Below are 17181 nucleotides of genomic sequence, written 5' to 3'. Positions count from 1 at the left end.
GACGGTTTCGCGCTTGATGCCCGGCTTCGGGGCAGGCGATGACGGGGGTATCGGATTCGGTGGCTGCGGAGCCGTGCCGTACACTTGGTGACCGTTGCCGCCTTAGCTCAGTCGGCTAGAGCGACGCACTCGTAATGCGTAGGTCGACGGTTCGATTCCGTCAGGCGGCTCGGTGCAGAAGCCCAGGTCATCGGCCTGGGCTTCGCCGTTTCCCGAGGTCGACAACACTGCGGCCGGCCGTGCCGGTCCTTGAATGGTCCTTGTCGCGTGCCGCTACCGCGTCGTCGAGTCGGTTGGCGACCGCGTCCAGGTCGTCACCGAACAGGCCCGCGTACTCGTCCAGGGCCATCGACGCCGAGGCGTGCCCGAGCATCCGCTGCACCGCCTTGACGTTGGCACCCGCCGCCACGGCCAAACTCGCCGCCGTGTGCCCCAGGTCGTGCGGAGTCAGCCCAGCCAGCCCGACCGGCCCAGCCGAGCTGATCCGCCGCGTTCGTGCCGCAGAAGACTCCGACCTGCACGGCGAGCGCTGGCCCCGGGCAAGGCCCACGACGATGCGACCGCCGCCTACTGCACGCAACTACTCGACGCATAGCGTTGCGTTCCAGACTGCCGAATTGCGCTTCAAAAGGACAGCCATGAAATCAGCAGCCACCCTGACGTGGGCCATGACAGTGGAGTACGCCGGAACGTCGCCCGCTTGGTGCGAGAGTGACGGCGACACGGACGACCCACGGGTACACCCGATCGCCATCTCCAAGCTTGGCGATCGTGCGACCACCCTGAGCGCGGTGGTCACGGCCGTCACTGAACAAGAGGCCCACGAGATTGGACTCATCGGCCTCGGACGTTGGGCCGAGCGAATCGGCCTCAGCACGAAAAACCCGACTGTGGTGGCGCTGTTTGCCAGGGGCATCACATAGATGGACCCGTTGACCTCCGGCCGGCATCGGCCGGGCCGGCCGGCCACGCTGACGGACGGCAAGACCTGGAAGACCTCGGGGCTCCGCCCCGAACCCCGGCCCTCCTCAGAGATCGGGCGGGCGGATCACCTCGCCGGGCACCACAAGGGCTACCAGCCTCCCGGGACGGGGCCAAGGTCGTTCGTCCAGTAGGGTCGCCAGCAGGCCGGGGCCGGGCCGGCGCCGCCTTGATCCTTAAGAGGGGAATTCGGCAGTCGCTCCACCTTGTCCCCGTCCGGGGAGGCTGGACGGTCTACGACTGCCCGACGAGGAGATCCGCCCCCAAGGCGGGGTGGCAGAAGCGGACAGCATCAGCTCTACTGCCACAGTGACGATCAAGCGAGGTTGCTTCTCCTGTGAGAACGCCGCCCGATTTGACGAACTGCCGCCGCGTGAGCGGATTGCAAGCGATGAGCACTGGCGTGTGGCGCATGCCGTAGGCACCGGGCTACCGGGCTGGCTCGTGCTCCTCCCGCGTCGTCACGTGCTCACCATCGCTGACCTGACCGATGCCGAGGCCGCCGGATTGGGCTACTGGCAGGTGCGTCTGTCGCGAGCGCTGCATGCCGTGACTGGATGCGTGAAGACGTACGTCGTGCAGTTCGCGGAGGCGGAGGGCTTCGGCCACGTTCACTTCCACGTGATCCCACGGCCGGCCGATCTGCCCGCTGACCGCCGGGGACCGAACGTGTTTGGGTTCCTGGGGCAGCCGGACGGTCAGGCGGTGAACGCTGACGAGATGGACGGCGTAGCGAGCGCCCTCGCACAGTGGCTGGCTCGCGCAGCAGACACCAGTCAAGGCCATCACGGGCCGTCCACGGGCCGCGACGAGAACGACGCGGTACCAGAAAGCCTCGTCGGTGCACTCCACGAGGTCAACAAGATCGCAAAACGCAATGCCGCATTCGAAGTCGGGGGTCCCGCCCGCGAACTAGTCGGGGATCCAGCCCAGCAACTTGGCGACTTTCGTGCCGCGCTGGCCGTCACGCTGGGAATGGTCGTAGCTGAACGGGATCCGGCCGGCCGCCCGGTGCTCATCGTCCCCACCGACGGCGAGATCCTCGACGAGGTGCGCCGACTGCGAGAGCTTGTGAACTCTGCCGACGTCGAATAGACATCGGGGTCCGCAAGACACCGGCCAAGGAGGGCCGCCCGCGACAGCAACGGTAAGAGCAACCGGGCGTGCCATTAGCGTGCCATTGGGCGAGGACAGCGGGGGCCAATCGGGGCCACGAGAGTCTGCCGAGACTAGGCCGCCAAGCCGGTGGCCTGCCGGAGATCGACAATTCCCAAGCTGACAGGTCTGGGAGCCACGGCCGGGAGCCATCGGGGCGGACGAAGCCGGACGACCCCGGACCGATCCAGCCGCCGGGAGCGCGAGGACCAGGGCGACGCGGACGTTGCCGAACGGCTGCGAAGGGGTCTTGGGAATCTACGGATCAGATGGCGGCACCGCACTGCATCAGTCCTCATTTAGTCCTCAAGAGGCCGGACCGCGACCACAGACACTGAGAGATGCCAAGAGGGGTTCCCGCAGGCCAGGCGGGGTTAGGGCAGGTAGACCGAGGTGGGCAACTTGATCTCGTAATGCGTAGGTCGACGGTTCGATTCCGTCAGGCGGATCTAAAGGCCCACAGGCCGACCTGAGGACGGGCCGGCTGCCGGCCAAGCGGTTCAAGGCGCGGACTCGCGGCGGAGATGCGCCTCAGGCGATCGGGGCGGGTTAGCCGGCTATGCCCGTTTCCGGATCCCGCAGTCGCACTGCATCACCGAGGAACTCGTGTACGTAACCGCAGTTCGTGCAGATCAGGCCGAGGGAGGACTTGTTGGCCCAGGCCATGTCGAGGAACTCCATGACCCCGGTGTTCAGCTTGATGGTGCGGCTGGTGAAGAGGCCGCCCTGGCAGACCACACACCGAAAAATCTCGCCGTTGATCGTTGCTACATACGGCGAGCGTTTGGACAAGCCCATGCACGGACCGTAGCAAGCAAACCTTGCGATACTGGTGGGCGTGGGAGGACGGGCACGGGTGTCCTGAGCAGGAGCCAAACCGATCAATATCGGCGGGCTCTCCGTGGGCCAGCAGCCAGGTCCGCCAGGCCTGGGGGGTCTACAACTGCCCGACGGCACGTCCCTTAGCCGCTGTCAGCCTCGAAAGCACCTCTTCGTGCAGAAGGCCGTTGCTCACAATGGCCGTTCCGCGGCTGGCGTCGGCGACCCCATTCACGTCGGTGAAGGTTCCCCCGGCTTCCTCCACGATGATCTGGCTCGGTGCCAGGTCCCACACATACCCTGTGGGGTCCAGGGCGACGTCCATCGTTCCCTCCGCCACTGCCATCTGTGCGAGGAATCCGCCCGATCCGAAAGTCCAGCGTGCGTCGGACACCAGCCCGACCAATGGATCAAGCAGTTGGCGATGACTCCACGCCTCCAGTTGGGCGAAGCTCAAATGCGCCTCAGCAAGGCTTCCCACGCCCGACACTCGGATCGGGTGGCCGTCAGCGAACGCTCCGCCGCCACGAAGAGCCCACCATCTCCGCCTGAGCGCGGGGGCGCTGACCACACCCACTACCGGGCGGCCGTCTTCAAGCAGGGCTATCAAAGTGCCGTAGTACGGCAGGCCACGAGCAAAGTTGTTGGTGTGATCGATCGGGTCGATCACCCAGCAGCGGCCACCGCCGACCCGGTCGCCATGTAGTTCCTCTGCCGCAATGACGTCTTCCGGCCGACGCTCAGCCAATACAGCAGCGAGTGCCCGTTCCGTTTCCAGATCGGCTTCCGTGACCAAGCTTCGGTCGGGTTTGACCGTGACGGCCGATCCGACAGCGAAGTGCGCCATCGTGATTTTGTCGGCCTGCTCAGCGAGTTCCAGCGCCAAACTGAGGTCCTGCTCGAACCGGCTAGCCATCGTCGGAGACTACCCGGGCCGGTTACTCAGGGGACCTCGGGCACATCGTGATGACGTCCGGCCCGACCATGCGGCTGTGCAGCCATCCGTACAGCCAAGTCGGTCATCCATCGGCCCGAGAAGCCATCCGTCAGGAGCAACCGGGGTGGACTCGGCCTCGACCGGTACCGCCGGATCGGTGTGGAGACCAGCTGCCGGCGGGTGGCGGCATCGAGTGCCCGGCGAGGTTGTAGTGGTGAGGACACGGCCACCACGCCTCCGACTCCGCCATTGCCACAACCGAGCGAAACGAACTCAACCGTGCATTTTGGATCGTCTCGTTTTACGGCGCATTTCGCGTCGTATCGGCCCGGCGGCGGCCCCGACAAGCGCGGCACGGGCGTCCGCGTGAGCAGGCGCTGACGTCACGGCCGGCAGCGTCACCAACCGTTACCTCGAAGACTCATTGACAAGCTGGAAGGGGCCTGCAAGGGTCTCGCGTACATCAAGATTCATCCCACGTTTTTCTGGCTCTGACCATTCGGGGAGGTCACGGCGATGCGGAAGAAACCTCTTGCCCTGACACTTGGCATGTCACTGGTCCTGTCCATTGGTGTAGCGGGTAACGGTCCCGCGTTTGCCGCCGGCCGCGGCCTCGCAACGGGAGGGACTGGCCTCGGCGAAGATCGCTTCCAGCCGAGTACCACCTACGACCTGTCGGTGACCGGCGACGAGCGGGACGCGATCCACGCGGAAGTCGAGGCGTTGGCCGGCCGCGTCAACAGCGCGCGGGTGGGCGACGGAACCTACGATCCGCTCAGTCTGATCGGGGCGATGCTGGACGGGTCGAGCTACGACTCCATCTCCCGGGGCGGCACGGCTGCGACGTCGTACCCCTTCCCGGTCAGCAACACCGCGGCCAACCAGAACGAGTACGACCGTAAGGTCGCCAAGCTCGCCTGGGTGGTCAAGCTGGCCAAGGACCTGGGCTTCCCGGTGGTGGTCCAACGCCAGCCCGACAAGTACGTCTACGTGGAGATCGGCGATCCGGACGCCCCGGAAATGGTCATGGCGCTGAGCCACCTCGACTCGCCGACGGCCTCCGTCTCGCCGGCTCAGCTGGCCCGCTGGCGGGACGCCGACGGCAACTTCGGCACTCCTGGTGCGTACCACTCGCCCTACGTCAAGGACGGCTGGATCTACGGGGCGGGACTTCAGGACGACAGCGGTCCGACGCTGGCGACGCTGCTCGCGGCCAAGGCGCTGCTCGAGGCGGGACTGCCTCTCGACCGACGGATCCGCATCGTCATGGGGATCTACGAGGACGGCGGTCCCGGTACGCCCTCGGCGGCGAACACCGCGACCTTCCAGTCCATCCCGTACAACTCGAACCCGAGCTTCTACGACAACTGGGCCTACAAGAACCTCAACCGCGAGGAGATGCCGATCGCGGGCTACACCTCCGACTCGCGGTTCCCGGTCATCGTCGGCAACTCCGGATCGGTCACCCCGTCGGTGTCGATGAACCTGTCCGCGGACAGCGCCAAGCCCTTCCGGCTGACGGACGCCAAGGCCGGCGTCACCCTGCGGGAAGGCGATCCGACGCTCAAGGACATCGCCTACGGCAGCACCACGCAGATCGCCTCCCGGGCGATCTTCACCCTTGACGTCGCAGGGTCCGGCGAGACCGAGCGCGACCGATTCGTCGCGGCGATCACCGCCGCCGCGACCACGAAGGGCTGGCTCCCGGCCGCTCCGGGCACCACCCCCAAGGTGCAGACCACGATCACCGGTGACTCGCTCACGCTGGAGATCAACACCGATGTGGCGATGGAGATGCCGACCCCGCAGTACGGCAAGAATGCCGTCGTGTGGGGAATGTTCCTCCTCTCCCAGGGGCTTGGCGCGCTGGGTGGCACGGCCGCCGACCTGCAATTGAAGAAGGCTGCCGACGGCATCGCCGACCTGTTCTTCCGCGACGGGGTCGAAGGCGAGGCCTACATCGGCAAGTACATGGGCATCCCGGCGAACCTGCTGCGCAACCCGAGCAACGGCACCCCGAACCTGACCTTCGCCCTCATGGGCGGCATCAATTCGGAGACGCCGACGAGCTTCTACACCGCCTCCTCCGGCAGCCTCAGCATCCCGATGTACGTGCGCAGCATGCACGTCACCGCCGCTGACTCCAGCCAGGCGACGCAGGCGGTCACGGCCGCCTTCGAGGCGAAGGGGTTCACCATCGGCAGCCTCGGCGCGCCCGTCGGCGCCGGGCTGTACGTCACGCACGACAACCCGCTGACGGCCCTTCAGTTCGGTAGCTACCAGGCCTCGATCAACTGCAACACGGAGGAGTTCGCGGATCCGTACGCCCTCCGGGACGTGGTCTATCCGCAGGGTACGACCGGCGGCACCCTGGCCAGCAGCTTCCGCAACAAGATGACCGCCTTCGGCGCGGTGATCCCGGGTAACGAGCGCTGGTGGCACACCGCCAACGAGCGGATGAAGGTCGACTCGGCAGTGCAGATGACCAAGATCATGGCCGATGGCATGCTGGAGATGGCCCGTTACTCCGGTCCCGCCGGTGCCAAGTTCATGTGGGCGGACATTCCGGGGCTGAACTCCGACCGGGCAGACCTCGACCTGCTCGACGCCACGATCGGCACCTACAAGGACGCCTCGGCCGCCGTCGACAAGAGCCGGCTGGGCTCCCAGGCCCTGCTCGGCGCCACGTCGTTCAACATCCCGATGTGGAACGGGCGCGGCAACTCGACGCCGACGGCGTCCGCCTACGAACTGGGGCACGAGCCGGGCGGCGTCTATCTGCCTCTGACCGACCCCGAGTACCTGAGCAGCACGTATGTGGCGCCGATGCGCCTGGAGTTCAAGGTCGAGCGCCCCGACCACATGTCGGACGCGGCTTGGGCGAAGTTCGTGGCCGGCGGCTACGGCGACTTCCAGTTCAACATCCTCGTCGGTGACAAGGTCGTCCCGCTGGCCGTTCCCGCGGGGCAGAGCGCGGACAAGTACTTCTCCTCGCGTACCTCGGCCACCAACCCCGACGCCATCTACCTGTCGGTCAACCTCGCGATCACCGATGCCCCGTACACCGGGGTGAAGCCCGTCCTCGCGGATTCCAAGACGGACCTGTACAAGGTCAATCCGGACTACCTGGCCTCGCACCCGGATCCGTTCCCCGGGCGTGGAGCCGTCGAGCAGCGGGGCTTCTTCCAGTTCGGTGATGGGCAGAAGAACGCGGAGTTCTCTTCGCCCGACGCGGTCTACGTGACGGTCGCCAACGCGGTCGTCGACGTCAAGCCGTCGGCGGTGGTGAAGAAGCTGAAGGGCAACGAGAACGAGTTGACCGTCACGGTGAAGCAGACCCACGTCGACGGCAGCGAGTCGGCCCAGACGGCCACGTTCACCATCGACAACAACGCCGCCGGCACCTACACCGTCGGCGACTACAAGGTGTACGTCGACACCAAGGGCAACACCCAGGTGCGGTCGATCTACATCGTCTGACGCTCCGCCAACCGGAAGTTCAACGCGCGTACGAGAGGGCATGGAGTGCCCGGCAGATCGTTGCCGGCCTCCGTGCGGCGCGCAGTCCAGCGGAGGCCGCCCCGGCATGGTGCCGGGGCGGCCTCTCGGGGCTAGGTCCTTTTTTCAGCTCCTTGAACCGGGTCTGGAGGAGAACCGGCCCGGCCTGCCACCGGGCGGCCGCGGCGATGCATGACTACGCCGGCTCGAAGCTGGGCTGCGGGAGGTCCTACCCTGCATCGGGTGAGCCTGCCCCTGCCTGCCGGTGAATACCGGGCGTACCTCTTCGACTGCGACGGGACCATCGTCGACTCGATGCCACTGCACTATGTCGCCTGGCAGCAGGCCTTGGCGGAGTGGGGCTGCGAGTTCCCGGAGGACCTCTTCTACGCGTGGGGTGGTCGTCCGGTCGCCGACATCATCGTGGACCTCAACGAGCGGCACGGTCTCGCCATGCCGGTGGCGGCCGTCGCCGAACGTCGGGAGGCCCTCTTCCGGCAGTTCCTGCCGAAGCTCACCGCCGTGCCCGAAGTCCTCGAACACATCGTCGGGTCCCACCGGCGCGTTCCGTTCGCGGTGGTTTCCGGCAGTACCCGCGAGTCCGTCACCGCCTCCCTCGGCACGCTCGGTCTGCTCGACAAGTTCGACGTGCTGGTCTGCGCCGGCGACTACGCGCGGGCGAAGCCGGACCCGGAGGCGTTCCTGCGGGCAGCCGAGCTTCTCGGTGTCGCTCCGCAGGACTGCCTGGTCTTCGAGGACACCGACATGGGCATCCAGGCCGCGACCGCGGCCGGCATGGCGTCCGTACGGGTACCGCAGCAGCGCATGCGGTAAGCAGCCACGGGTCGCCGACGCGAGGGCGGCGGCGCGACGGTGACGGCCGGCCGCCGGGCCGGGGGTGTTCAGTCGAGCGGGACGGTGGTCGCGGTGAAGCGATCGGGACGCACGATCGTCACCTGCCCCTTGCCGAACCCGTCCACGTCAGCGAAGACGGCGTCGTGCGCGGTGAGCCACGCCCGAGTCTCGGGGTCGAGCGTGCCGGCCCCGCCGCAGATCACGCCCCACCGGTTGCCCAGCAACTCGTCGACTGTGGTCCGCCGGCCATCGACGACGAGCGGGGTGTCGGGCAGTTGCCGGGTGCCGTCGGGGAGGCGTTCCGGCGCCGCGGCGGCCTTGCCGACGCGGGCGTCGAGCCCTGGGAGCAGCCCGACGGTCCGGACGAAGCGGCGCAGCGCGGCTGCCGCGAGACGGTTGCGGCTGAGCACGATTCGACCGGTGAGCAGCGCGCTGCGGGTCATCCGTGCCACGGCCGGCCGCCGCTCGCGCTCGTAGCGGTCGAGGTCACCGGGCGCGTCGGCCAGCAGCCAGGACAGGGTCGCGACGTCGCGCAGGCCGGCGCCGAGGCCCTGACCGGTGAACGGCGGCATCGAGTGCGCGGCGTCCCCGGCGAGGAGCACCCGGCCGCGGCGCCACGTCGAGGCCGTACGAGCGTGGAACGTGAACACCGCGGCCCGCTCGATCCGCAGCGCCGCAGGATCCACCCACGGGCGGATCAGCTCCCCGGCCCGCGCCACCATGCCGGCCGGGTCCTCGCCGGGCAGCAGCCTCCACTCCCATCTCCGCGCGCCCTGCCGCTCGAACGCCACCATCGGCCGGGCCGGGTCGAGCACGTAGGAGAACGTCGGCTCGCCGCTGCCGGGCTCGTCGGTGCGGGCGTCGACGACCAGCCACGGCTCCGGGTAACTGACGCCGTCGTAGGAAGCTCCGATCAAGCCCCGTACGGTGCTCGACGCCCCGTCACAGCCGACCAGCCAGGAGGCGGTCATCGTCGAGCCGTCGTCGAGCGTGACGGCGACGCTGTCGTCCGCCTGGTCCAGCGCGGTCACCGACCGGCCGGCGTGCAGGTGCACCGTGGGCATCCGCGCCAGCCGGTCGCGTAGCGCCCGCTCCAGGCGCGGCTGGTCGAGCATGACGCCGGCCGGCACACCGTCCGGCAGTCGAAGCGTCAGCAACGTGCGGCGGTCCGGGTCGAGCAGTCGCGAGCGGCGCAACGCCGTGGCCCATTCGTACCAGCCGGCCAGGCCTTCGATGCGGCGGAGGATCCGTTGCACGTGCGAATCGAGGACCGCCGCTCGCGGGTGGGCATGCGACCCGGACCTGGAGTCGGACGCCGGGTCCACGACGACGACCCGGATGCCACGGTCGCCGAGCAACGCGGCGAGGACTGCTCCGACCGGTCCGCATCCGGCAACCACCACATCCGCGTCCATCAATCGAATCTGCCCGCCAACCCCCGGTCCGGCAAGGCCAGGGTCCGGAGACCGACCGGAGATCGGGTACGAGCCTCCGACGCGCGGCCGCCACCCGCCGGTCGGCCACCGGTCGGCACGATGCCACCGAGGGCCTGCGCGGAGCCGGTTCGGTGCGCGGAATCGGCCGCCGACCCGTAGCTGTGGGTTCGCAGCTCGCGGGCGTTCCCGTGTGGTACGACTGCCGGTAGCCGGAACCGGTAGAAACGGGCGAGCGATGACGAGTGGGGTAGCCGCGCTGCTGCGCCGACCGGAGGAACCACGCGCCGCCTTCCTGGAACTCTTCTTCGACCTGGTGTTCGTCTTCGCGCTCGCGGCGCTCTCCGCCGGGCTGGTGAAGAACCTGAGCTGGCAGGGTGCCTTCCAGACGCTGGTGCTGCTGCTCGCCCTGTGGGGGGTCTGGACCGCGACGGCGGGGCTCACCGACCGGATGAATCCGCAGCAACCGCTGGTGCAGCTGCTGGTCCTCGCAACCATGTTCGGCACGCTGCTGATGGCCGCCGCGGCGCCGGAGGCGTTCAACGGCCGAGGTCTCTTCTTCGCGGTGACGTTGGTCGTCACGCAGATCGGTGGCGCGCTCATCGCGCTTTTCCTGCTGCGGACCCACGAGGCTTGGCGCGCCTTCGCGCGGGTGCTGTTCTGGCACTGCCTGTCCGCGGTGCCGTGGATCGCGGGCGCGGTCGCGCACGACGTGGCGCGCAGCGTGCTGTGGGCGGTGGCGGTGGTGGTGGAGAACGCGGGCGTCGCGCTGGGCCTACCGACACCGTGGTTGGGGCGCGCGTACATGCGACCCGAGTTCGCCATCTCCGGCGAACATGTGGCCGAACGTTACCGGCAGCTCTTCATCATCGGTCTCGGCGAGCTCGTCCTGGTCACCGGGCTGACCATCAGCGGCAGCGGATTCGGGCCCGCCCGGATCGCCGCGGTCGTGGTCGCCTTCGCCACCACGGCGCTGCTGTGGCGGATCTACATCCACCGTGCCGGGGGACTGCTGGCGGTGGCGCTCGCCGCCGCGGCCGACCCGGTCCGGGCCAGCATCCTGGCGCTGAACGCCCACCTGGTGATGGTCGCCGGCCTTGTCCCGAGCGCCATCGCTGTCGAGCTTGTCATCGACCACCCGTTCGGGCACACGCAACCGGCCTGGATCGCGGTCATCCTCGGCGGGCCCGCGCTGTTCCTCGTCGGACGGAGCATGTTCGAGTACGCGGTGTTCGGCCGAGTATCCAGAGACCGGGTGGTCGGGTTGATCCTGCTGGCCGCCGGCTCACCGGTGATGTTCTTCCTGCCGCCGCTGGCGGTCGCCATCGTGCCTGCCATCGTGCTGGCCTCGATCGCCGTGGCCGACGCGATGCGTGCCCGAGGACGGCCGCCGGAGCCGGCGGCACCACCCAGCTAGGCGGCGCGTCAGAGGAACTTGTACATGTCCGGGGAGGCGTCCTCGGTCTCGCCGGCGGGTGGCGCGGTCGCCGTGACCTTCTCACCGAAGCCGCTCATCCGCAGCTCGGTGACGAGATCTCCGAGGCTCTTCGTGGCGATCGTGTAGGAGAGGGAGGTGACCCGTCCCTCGGCGTCGACGGTCGCCTCGAACGGGATCGCCTTCGGGTCCTTCGCCAGCTTGGCGGTCGACTCGAGGCCCTCGCGCATCCCGCCGTCGTCGGTCGCGGCCTGCACGGCCTTCTCCAGGTCCGCGGTGCCCTTGTAACTGCCTTCGCCCACCTTCTCGGCGGTCACGATGCCGCCGACCAGACCGGTCTGCGACTGCAGGTCGAAGGACTGGCGCAGCGGGCTCTCCGGCCGGAGCTTCGTGAGGTCGATCTTCATCCAGGGCTTGTCGCTACCGACCGATTCCGACTTGATGTAGGCGGCGTCACCGATCAGCCGGGCTTCCATCTCCTCGGGTGCCGTGGTGACGACCGTGAGCACCTTGGCCGCCGGGTCCATCTTGCCGGTGAGTTCCATCGCCGCCTGGCCGATCTTCACCGAGGCGTCCATGGTGACCGTGCCGGAGAGGCCGCGACCCATGCCCTCCTTGATGGTGGTGACCGGGTCTGCCGCGGACGTGGCACGCGCGGGCGAGTCGGTGGGGCTGTCGGAGCCGGTGCCACAGCCGGCTACGAGCACGGCGAGGGCGATCGAAACGACAGGGATCATTCGACGCATGGGCATGACCCTAACCGTGGCCACTGCCGTTTCCGGCCGAACGGCGTTTACTATCGTCTATTTTTTGGGCGCCCGGCCTCGGCCGCCGCCGGCCGTCAGGCGTAGAGCTTCTTCAGGTAGTCCGGACCGTAGTGGCGCTCCAGGTCCGCCATGTCCTTCTCCGGAGCCTCCAGCTCCTTGACCAGGCGGGCCCGGGAAGGCAGCACGTCCGGCTGCCAGGTCTCCGGCTTCCACAACGCCGAGCGGAGGAAGGACTTCGGGCAGTGGTAGAAGATCTGCTCGACCTCCACCAGCACGGCGAGGACGGGCCGGTGGCCCTTGACGGTCATCTCCGCGAACCAGGGCGCGTCGCGGACCAGCCGCGCGCGTCCGTTGATCCGCAGCGTGTCGGCCCGCCCCGGGATCATGAAGAGCAGCCCGACGTGCGGGTTCTCCAGAATGTTGCGGTAGCCGTCCGCCCGCCGGTTGCCCGGCCGCTCCGGCAGCGCGATCGTCGTGTCGTCGAGCACCAACGCGAAGCCCGGTGGGTCGCCCTTCGGCGAGACGTCGCAGCTGCCGTCCGCCCCGGCGGTCGCGACCAGGCAGAACGGTGATGCGGCCAGCCACTGCCGGTCCAGCTCGTGCAGTCGGGTGCGTTCCTTGTTGGCGGCGTGTTCGGTAGGCGTGCCCAGCAGCTCGCGCAGCTCCTCCGCTGAAGTGATCTCCACCGTCACGTGGTCCTCCCCGCGCCGAACGTGTAGGCGGAGCCGCCGCGCCGCGGCTCGTGCCGGACAGCGTACGACCGATCGTCCCGAGGTTTGCCGGCACCGCCCGGGGGTACCGCCTCACGCAACGCGCGGACCGGCCGGAGGAGGCGACGGCATGAGCGATCAGGGCGGCGGGTTCGGCCGCTGGCGTGGTCGGCAGCAGGGCTGGGACCCGATGGGTGAACTCCAGTCGCTCCGCTCCGAGCTGCGCCGGCTGGTCGGCGGCCGGTCCGGTCCGCCGGAGGTGGAGCTGACCGAGGTGCCCGACGGTTGGGAGGTCATCGTCCGGTTGCCCGGGGTGGTGCCGGAGGAGGTGGCCGTCGAGCTGGACGACCGCGAGCTGTGCGTACGGGCGCGCTCCGAGGCCGAGGTCAACGCCGACCAGGGCATACCCGGCGGCTTCGAGACCCGCGGCTTCGAGTATCGCGTCGAGCTGCCGATCCGCGTCGACCCGGACGCCATCGACGCGGTGATGGACCACGGACTGCTCCGGGTCCACCTGCCACGCGCCGCCCGGCCTGCTCCGCGCACCATCACCGTCGGCCGCGCCGGGCCGCGTACCGGCTCGCTCGGCGGCCGTACGCCGGCACCCGGTGATCCGGCCGCGGACCGGGAGTTGCACCGCCCGGACACCGCTGTCGGCGAGATCGACCGGCCGTAGCGGGCCCGGTGGTCGCCCCGTCCCTGCTCGGCCCGGTCGCCGAGCGTGTACCCGAGGTCGAACGGATCGCCGTGCTGCGTGCCAACGCGCTCGGCGACTTCATCTTCGTAATCCCGGCGTTGGACGCGTTGCGGGCCGCGTACCCCGGTGCGGAGATCGTGCTGCTCGGCGCGCCGTGGCACGCGAAGCTCTGGCGCGACCGGCCCGGCCCGGTGGACCGGGTGCTGGTGGTGCCGCCCGCGAACGGGATCCGTGAGCCGGAGCCGGACGAACAGCCGGCCGCGACTGACGAATTCCTGGCCGCGGCGCGGGCGGAACGCTTCGACCTGGCGTTGCAGATGCACGGCGGTGGCGCCAACTCCAACCCGCTGATCACGGCGCTCGACGCCCGGGTCACGGCCGGGCTGCGCACCGAGAACGCGCCACCGCTGGACCGCTGGATCCGGTACGTCTACTACCAGCACGAGGTGATCCGCTACCTGGAGGTGGCGGCGCTCGTCGGCGCACCGGCCACCACGATCGTGCCCGCGCTGACGGTCACCGGGGCGGACCGGAACGAGGCGGCCGGGGTGCTCGGCCCGGCCCGGCAGCCCCGGGTGGCGCTGCATCCGGGCGCGACCGACACCCGGCGGCGCTGGCCCGCCGAACGCTTCGCCGAGGTGGCCCGTGACCTGGCCGGCGCGGGGTACGAGGTGCTGGTCACCGGCACACCGACGGAGCAGGAGGTGGTGGATCGGGTGGTCGCGGCGGCCGAGGCGTCGGTCCGGCCGCAGGTCGGCACGCTCAGCCTCGGCGGGCTGGCCGGCTGCTACGCGGACTGTGCGCTGGTGATCTCCAACGACACCGGGCCACTGCACCTGGCTGCGGCGGTCGGCACCCCGACGGTCGGCATCTTCTGGGTCGGCAACCTCATCAACACCGCCACGCCGCTGCGCGGCCGGCACCGGCCGATCATCTCGTGGACGGTTCGCTGCCCGGTCTGCGGCGTGGACTGCACGACCGACATCTACCCGCACCGGCCCGGCGACGACGGGTGCCCGCACCGGGACTCGTTCGTGACCGATGTGCCGGTGGCCGAGGTGATCGAGGCCGCCCACGAACTGCTCCGGTAGGTGGGGAGGCCCGCTCAGGCGGGTTGCGCGGCGTCCTCGTCGGCGAGGACGACCTCCCACGCCTCGACGTCCCGCTCCGTGACGGTGGTCGGCGACTCCAGGTGGTACGCCCCGCTGGGCAGCACCCCCGCGCCCCCGTGGCGGGCGAGAACGGCGAGTTGGGCGGCGACGTCCTCGCCCTGGTGTTTCTCCTGCACCCTGCGCCAGAAGTCGAAACCGCCAGAGTCGACCAGCTTCGCCCGGTCGTACAGGACGCATCCGCCGATCCAGGAGACCTTGTACGCGCGCCAGGCGCCGGGCGGCAGCTCCAGCTTCTCCGTGACGTGCAGCAGGTTCGCCGCCGAGTGGATCTGCGCCCGATCCCACTCGGGCGTGCCCGGGCGGATCCGCTCTGGCGCCGGCGCGGTCTCCCACTGCTCGTAGTGTCCGTGGGTCTCCGGCCGTACGTCGTCGACGTAGGACAGACCGTGCACGGCGTTGCCCACGAACCCGCAGCCCAGCTCGGCCAGCGCGGTCACCAGCCGGTGCAGCGTCCCCGGTTCCAACCAGACGTCGTCGTCCAGGCAGAGCACGTACCGGGCGGCCGAGGCGGCCAGCAGGTAGGCCCGGTGCTCGGCCAGCCCGCGGCGGGGCAGCCGGCGGGTGAGCAGTACCGGGTGACCTCGGTGCCGCAGCGCCCGCACCATGGTGGCGGCTGCCGGGTGGGCGTACGCCGGTTCCCCGTCGGACTGATCGCTCACCACCACCCCGAACCCGGGCACGCCGTCCTGGGCCGCCAGCCCGGAGAGGGTGACCGCCAGCTCGGCGGGGCGGTTGCGGGTCGGGATCAGCACGTCGACCATCCGGTCGGCGCGGAACCCCTCCGGGGTGCCCGGATCGAGCGGCCGGTTCACGACGGCTTGCTGGACAGTGACGGGTCGGTCTCCCGCTCCTGGCTGTGCGTACGGATCCGCTCGATGATCTGCGACGTGGAGCGGTCCGGCACGTAGCCGAGGGTGCGGACCTGACCGCCCAACCGGCGGACCAGTGGCGCTTCCGGCACCATCTCCGGCGGGTAGTCGCCGCCCTTGACGTACACGTCGGGGCGGACGACCTTGATCAGCGAGGCCGGTGAGTCCTCCTCGAAGACCACCACGTGGTCGACGCAGGAGAGGGCGGCGAGCAGCGCGGCCCGGTCCTCGACCGGGTTCACCGGGCGGTCCGCCCCTTTGAGACGCCGCACGCTCTCGTCGGAGTTCACCGCCACGATCAGCAGATCACCGAGGGTGCGGGCCTGCTCCAGGTAGCGAACGTGGCCTCGGTGCAGCACGTCGAAGCAGCCGTTGGTGAAGACGACCGACCGGCCGCTGTCGCGTTGTGCCTCCACGATGGCCGTCAGCTCGTCCGCGCCGACCACCACGGGGCGGCCGGGGTCCTGCACCGGCTGGTCGAGTGCGGTGAGCAGATCGTCGCGGCGGCACACGCAGGTTCCGGTGTCCGAGACGGTGATGGTGGCGGTGAGTTGAGCGAGCTGGGCGGCGGTCGACAGCGGCGCGCCGGCGGCCAGGGCGAGCGTCATCGCCGCCAGGTACGCGTCGCCGGCCCCGACCGCGTGGCTGGCCGGCACCGGCGTGCTGTGGCTGCGTCGCCGCTCGCCGTCGGCCGCGCCGACCACCGCGCCCTCGGTGTCCAGGGTCACCGCCACCACGTCCGCACCGGTGTGCGCGTGCAGTTCGGCGAGGCGTGACTCGGCCAGCATCGCGCGATCGACGCCCTCGCCGGCCGCCGCGTTCACCGTCACTCCGGTGGCGGTCACGCTGAGCCCGTCGCCGGTCATCGCCACCCGGCTCTCGCCCGGTGTCGGCTCCCCGGTGGGGCCGGTCCGGTCGATCCGGGCCGTGCGGCTCGTCACGTCCAGCTCGGCGGCCGTCGGCTCGGGACCGGCCGGGCCGGGCGTTGCCGGGTCCGGGTTCGTCCGGACCGCAGCGCCGTCACCGCGGGGTTCCTCCGCCCTGGGCGTACGGTCACCCGGCGCGGCGCCTACGGTCAGCTCGGACGGACCGTCGGACGGGTCGCCGTCCGGGTGGTCGAGGTGCAGCTCGGGGCCGGCGCTGCGCCGGGTCGCCCGGGCCAGCAGGCGGGTCGCTTCGGCGAAGCTGGGGGTCACGACGGTCGGGGCGAGGCCGCGCCAGTCCGCGAGGTCGTGCGCGTCCAGCGCAACGGTGGCGAAGCGCTCCCGGTTGGCGACCAGCCAGGCGCGCACCGGCGCGGGCAGTGCGCCGAGCCCGTAGTCGCAGACCACCAGGGTGGGAGCCTCGCCGCCGGCGATGGCGCGCAGCTCCTCCGTGGCGCAGTCCAGGGCGGTGAGCAGCCGCTGCACCCCGTCCGGGTCCAGCGGGTCGTCCGGCTCGCCGGAGTCCTCGCGGAGCAGGATCTGGTTCCCGGCCAGCATCCTCCGCTTCAAGGGTGTCGGCCGGCCGGGCTGGTTGACCGTACGGTCCCAGACTCCCGCCCGGTCCAGGCAGTCGTGCAGTTCGTCGCCGGCCACGTCGGCCCCGACCGGGGCCACCAACACCGCGCGGCCACCGAGCGCGGCGACGTTGACCGCGGTGTTCGCCGCTCCGCCCGCCGCGGAGATCCGGCGGCGGAGGGTGAGCACCGGTGCGGGCGCCTCCCGGCAGAGCCGGTCGGACTCCGCGAACCGCCACTCGTCGAGCATGGCGTCACCGATCACCAGGACCGGGCGTCCCTGCCAGCTTTCCACCACGCTGGCGAGCCGCCGCTGTTCCGCTGCTGCTCCTGCCATGTCGCTCCGGATCCCCCC

The 17181-nt window shown here is 69.9% G+C and carries 15 protein-coding genes and 1 tRNA gene; 8 read left to right on the top strand and 8 right to left on the bottom strand.

From position 1 onward, the window contains the following. Positions 1–96 precede the first annotated feature (96 nt). Positions 97–170, top strand: a tRNA-Thr gene (locus tag AB0F98_RS29425). A gap of 17 nt (positions 171–187) precedes the next feature. Here the strand turns inward: AB0F98_RS29425 and AB0F98_RS29420 are convergent. Continuing rightward, positions 188–550 (bottom strand): tyrosine-type recombinase/integrase, encoded by a 363-nt coding sequence (locus AB0F98_RS29420; protein WP_357742041.1) that lies wholly within the window; start codon positions 548–550, stop codon positions 188–190. Positions 551–638: 88 nt separating this feature from the next. Here AB0F98_RS29420 and AB0F98_RS29415 point away from each other — a divergent pair, with 88 nt between their 5' ends. Both AB0F98_RS29415 and AB0F98_RS29410 read left to right on the top strand, forming a co-directional pair. Continuing rightward, the gene (locus AB0F98_RS29415; protein WP_357742038.1) at positions 639–923 is read left to right on the top strand and encodes a hypothetical protein; all 285 of its coding nucleotides are present in this window, start codon (positions 639–641) and stop codon (positions 921–923) included. Positions 924–1290: 367 nt separating this feature from the next. Continuing rightward, on the top strand, positions 1291–2076 hold the full coding sequence (locus AB0F98_RS29410) for an HIT family protein (RefSeq protein WP_357742035.1): 786 nt from the start codon (positions 1291–1293) through the stop codon (positions 2074–2076). A 609-nt stretch (positions 2077–2685) separates the two neighbouring features. Here AB0F98_RS29410 and AB0F98_RS29405 read toward each other — a convergent pair. Continuing rightward, complete coding sequence (locus AB0F98_RS29405; RefSeq protein WP_357742032.1) at positions 2686–2934, bottom strand: hypothetical protein; 249 nt, start codon at positions 2932–2934, stop codon at positions 2686–2688. 139 nt (positions 2935–3073) lie between these two features. Further along, entirely contained in the window at positions 3074–3871 is a 798-nt protein-coding gene (locus AB0F98_RS29400; RefSeq protein WP_357742029.1) for an inositol monophosphatase family protein, read from the bottom strand. Between the two features lie 699 nt (positions 3872–4570). Between AB0F98_RS29400 and AB0F98_RS29395 the strand changes: the two genes are divergently transcribed. Then, positions 4571–7372, top strand: a complete 2802-nt coding sequence (locus tag AB0F98_RS29395) for a M20/M25/M40 family metallo-hydrolase (RefSeq protein WP_357742026.1) — start codon at positions 4571–4573, stop codon at positions 7370–7372. Between the two features lie 261 nt (positions 7373–7633). Next, on the top strand, positions 7634–8224 hold the full coding sequence (locus AB0F98_RS29390; RefSeq protein WP_357742023.1) for an HAD family phosphatase: 591 nt from the start codon (positions 7634–7636) through the stop codon (positions 8222–8224). Positions 8225–8292: 68 nt separating this feature from the next. On the opposite strand, the gene AB0F98_RS29385 is transcribed toward AB0F98_RS29390, so the two are convergent. After that, complete coding sequence (locus AB0F98_RS29385; RefSeq protein WP_357742020.1) at positions 8293–9660, bottom strand: FAD-dependent monooxygenase; 1368 nt, start codon at positions 9658–9660, stop codon at positions 8293–8295. Positions 9661–9916: 256 nt separating this feature from the next. Between AB0F98_RS29385 and AB0F98_RS29380 the strand changes: the two genes are divergently transcribed. After that, entirely contained in the window at positions 9917–11095 is a 1179-nt protein-coding gene (locus AB0F98_RS29380) for a low temperature requirement protein A (protein WP_357742017.1), read from the top strand. 8 nt (positions 11096–11103) lie between these two features. On the opposite strand, the gene AB0F98_RS29375 is transcribed toward AB0F98_RS29380, so the two are convergent. Together AB0F98_RS29375 and AB0F98_RS29370 are read right to left on the bottom strand one after the other, a co-directional pair. Next, positions 11104–11850: a hypothetical protein gene (locus AB0F98_RS29375; protein WP_357742014.1), complete on the bottom strand. Its 747-nt coding sequence runs from the start codon at positions 11848–11850 to the stop codon at positions 11104–11106. 104 nt (positions 11851–11954) lie between these two features. Continuing rightward, entirely contained in the window at positions 11955–12572 is a 618-nt protein-coding gene (locus tag AB0F98_RS29370; RefSeq protein ID WP_357742011.1) for a pyridoxamine 5'-phosphate oxidase family protein, read from the bottom strand. A gap of 148 nt (positions 12573–12720) precedes the next feature. Here AB0F98_RS29370 and AB0F98_RS29365 point away from each other — a divergent pair, with 148 nt between their 5' ends. After that, entirely contained in the window at positions 12721–13266 is a 546-nt protein-coding gene (locus AB0F98_RS29365) for an Hsp20/alpha crystallin family protein (protein ID WP_357742008.1), read from the top strand. Positions 13267–13274: 8 nt separating this feature from the next. Then, complete coding sequence (locus tag AB0F98_RS29360; protein WP_357742005.1) at positions 13275–14378, top strand: glycosyltransferase family 9 protein; 1104 nt, start codon at positions 13275–13277, stop codon at positions 14376–14378. Positions 14379–14392: 14 nt separating this feature from the next. Here AB0F98_RS29360 and AB0F98_RS29355 read toward each other — a convergent pair whose 3' ends face one another. Both AB0F98_RS29355 and rfaE2 read right to left on the bottom strand, forming a co-directional pair. Beyond that, positions 14393–15271 (bottom strand): glycosyltransferase family A protein, encoded by an 879-nt coding sequence (locus AB0F98_RS29355; RefSeq protein WP_357742002.1) that lies wholly within the window; start codon positions 15269–15271, stop codon positions 14393–14395. Continuing rightward, on the bottom strand, positions 15268–17163 hold the full coding sequence (gene rfaE2 / locus AB0F98_RS29350) for a D-glycero-beta-D-manno-heptose 1-phosphate adenylyltransferase (protein WP_357741999.1): 1896 nt from the start codon (positions 17161–17163) through the stop codon (positions 15268–15270). The genes AB0F98_RS29355 and rfaE2 overlap by 4 nt, the downstream gene beginning before the upstream one ends. Between the last annotated feature and the right edge of the window lie 18 nt (positions 17164–17181).

It is taken from the genome of Micromonospora sp. NPDC023737 (assembly GCF_040639715.1).
Taxonomy (GTDB): domain Bacteria; phylum Actinomycetota; class Actinomycetes; order Mycobacteriales; family Micromonosporaceae; genus Micromonospora.
The sequence above is the reverse complement of the archived record's forward strand: the minus strand, read 5'-3'. Positions and strand labels throughout refer to the sequence as shown.

Coding starts and splice junctions, on each gene's coding strand:
- AB0F98_RS29415 (WP_357742038.1), top strand. CDS start 639: ATGAAATCAGCAGCCACCCTGACGTGGGCCATGACAGTGGAGTACGCC.
- AB0F98_RS29405 (WP_357742032.1), bottom strand. CDS start 2,934: ATGGGCTTGTCCAAACGCTCGCCGTATGTAGCAACGATCAACGGCGAG.
- AB0F98_RS29400 (WP_357742029.1), bottom strand. CDS start 3,871: ATGGCTAGCCGGTTCGAGCAGGACCTCAGTTTGGCGCTGGAACTCGCT.
- AB0F98_RS29385 (WP_357742020.1), bottom strand. CDS start 9,660: ATGGACGCGGATGTGGTGGTTGCCGGATGCGGACCGGTCGGAGCAGTC.
- AB0F98_RS29380 (WP_357742017.1), top strand. CDS start 9,917: ATGACGAGTGGGGTAGCCGCGCTGCTGCGCCGACCGGAGGAACCACGC.
- AB0F98_RS29375 (WP_357742014.1), bottom strand. CDS start 11,850: ATGATCCCTGTCGTTTCGATCGCCCTCGCCGTGCTCGTAGCCGGCTGT.
- AB0F98_RS29365 (WP_357742008.1), top strand. CDS start 12,721: ATGAGCGATCAGGGCGGCGGGTTCGGCCGCTGGCGTGGTCGGCAGCAG.
- rfaE2 (WP_357741999.1), bottom strand. CDS start 17,163: ATGGCAGGAGCAGCAGCGGAACAGCGGCGGCTCGCCAGCGTGGTGGAA.